Below are 2,093 nucleotides of genomic sequence, written 5' to 3' on the forward strand. Positions count from 1 at the left end.
ACCTTTTTCCAGCCCTTTCTGGCCCGGAATTTTACCGGGGGATATGCCCTGAGTCATAATACAGAGCTTTTGCAGAACTGGGAAGCGGATGCCACAGTTGGGACCATTAACCTTGTAGGCTCTAAAGTAACCCCTCTGGGAAGCCAACTCGCCCAGTTCTTTATCGGACCCAGGATTCCTTATGGAAACGGTAACAATGCCACCTGGGGATTCCGGGCAGGTATTGTCCTATTGTTTCCCAAATAGCTATTAAGATTTCAACAATAGATTAAATCAGACGTATTCAAAAATTATCCCGGTTTACGGGCCGTTTTGCTTTCAGTTCTGTAGTGGTGAATGACTTGTCCGTTCAGCCCCTTATGAAGTAAATAAGAAAAAGTTCAACCTGTTGAATGCTTATTCACTTGCCTGAGGGGCATTGGAGGTGTGAATTTTTAAAATACCCCTGAATTACTGGCATAACAACATCTGAAAGCCTACTTTTGGTTCATACTATTATTCTATGAAATTTTCCTTGCGTTTTTTGAGTTTGTTGGGGTGCGTATTGCTCATTTCCGGGTGCGGCAGTATGTATATGACCAAATCCCAGACGGTGGTAAAAGAAAAAAAATCCTACTCGAAAATTCTCGTTATTGCCCGTGGAAAAAATGAGATCTCCCGTTCCATTTTTGAACAGGATGTCGCCCGCAACCTTGATGGACACGGCATCAATGGGGTGGCCTACCATAAAGAATCCGGAATTGGGGTTCCTGTGGATACAGATCTTACCGAAGCCCAGATAACCGATTTAAAAAACAAAGTAATCGATATGGGTTTTGACGGGGTGATCCTCACACACTTGGTCAATACACAGCAGTATAAAGAATTGATCCCTACAGGGGTTTACCCGTCCACAGACCCCAATTATTATGGGCAATGGGGGTACTACTGGACATATTATCCAGCTATGGATTGGGCGTCCGGGTATTCTATAGAAGGTACGACTCTAGAGCTTGAAAGTGCCCTGTACGACGTTCGGGCTACAGGCGGCAACAGTTTGCAATGGCTCGGCAGGTTTGAGCTCGAAGATCCCAAGGACCTTCAGAAAGCAACTTCCAACTACGCCAAAGAGTTAGTGACAGCACTGCGACAGGAGAGCATAAAATAAGGTCCGATTTCCCTGAATAACCAGTCTGCTTTAGGTCGACAGGAGATCACTCTGTTTCGGGGGCCGCTCTTTTGGATAAATACCCTTATTTTAGTTCTTCATTCTTGATCCTTCTGTCCAGAAGCCAGAGAAAGGGTATGATCCATTATGAAGTTACAAAACAATCTGCATACAAAGACCGGATGGGAAATCATCCAGAATTCCTTTGACCCGGAGCAAGTAGTCACTACCGGGAGTAATTTTATGATCGGTAACGGGTATTTAGGGTATCGCGGGACTTTTGAGAACTGGGGTCCTGAAGAGTTCGTAGCCTGTATCGTAACCGATACCTGGGACCAGGCCCCGGGCAGTCGATGGAGTGAATTGTGCAACGTCCCGAACGGGCTGTATTCAGAAATACAGGTCGAAGGGGAGGTCTGTTCCCTCCTCCCTGAGGCACTTAAGAAGTATTCCCACGGGTTGGATCTGCGTTATGGGTTAAACACCCGTACCTTCCAATGGCAGGGTGCCAAAGGCCAGGAGCTCGAGATTGAAAGCCGGAAATTTGCAAGCTATGACAACCACCACCTCCTTGTTCAGGAGTTGCGCATTACGGCCCGAAGTAAGGGCGTGTACACCTTAAAAACGGGAATAGACGGAGACGTTTGGAGTTTAAACGGATCTCATTTTAAGAACTTAGACCCACAGTCACTACCCAAGGGACTGATCGGAATTGAGCTGAATACCCATGAGTTGGGGACAAAAATCTCCGTAATCGAAGGAGTAACCCTTACGGGTAAGGAGTCGGAGGAAGCAGGTATTTCCATTTCCGATACAGGTATTTTCAGAGAGTACTCTTTCCATCTCGCCGAAGGAGATACCATTGGCATGCAAAAAGTCGTTGCCATTACGCACAGCAATGAATTAGAGGAGCCCTTAAACGAGGGGCAAGAGATGGTGATTGCTG

2 protein-coding genes and 1 pseudogene are annotated in these 2,093 nt (G+C 46.4%); all 3 read left to right on the forward strand.

The genetic code is table 11. The features are described from left to right. Positions 1 to 246, forward strand: a 246-nt coding sequence (locus WBV75_RS00335) for a hypothetical protein (protein WP_424118678.1), incomplete at its 5' end; no start/stop codon positions are given. A 256-nt stretch (positions 247 to 502) separates the two neighbouring features. Further along, complete coding sequence (locus WBV75_RS00340; RefSeq protein WP_424118679.1) at positions 503 to 1,147, forward strand: hypothetical protein; 645 nt, start codon at positions 503 to 505, stop codon at positions 1,145 to 1,147. 147 nt (positions 1,148 to 1,294) lie between these two features. Further along, positions 1,295 to 2,093, forward strand: a pseudogene (locus WBV75_RS00345) (hypothetical protein); the annotation flags it as partial.

Origin of the sequence: Robiginitalea sp., from assembly GCF_049588695.1 — a bacterium.
Taxonomy (GTDB): domain Bacteria; phylum Bacteroidota; class Bacteroidia; order Flavobacteriales; family Flavobacteriaceae; genus Robiginitalea.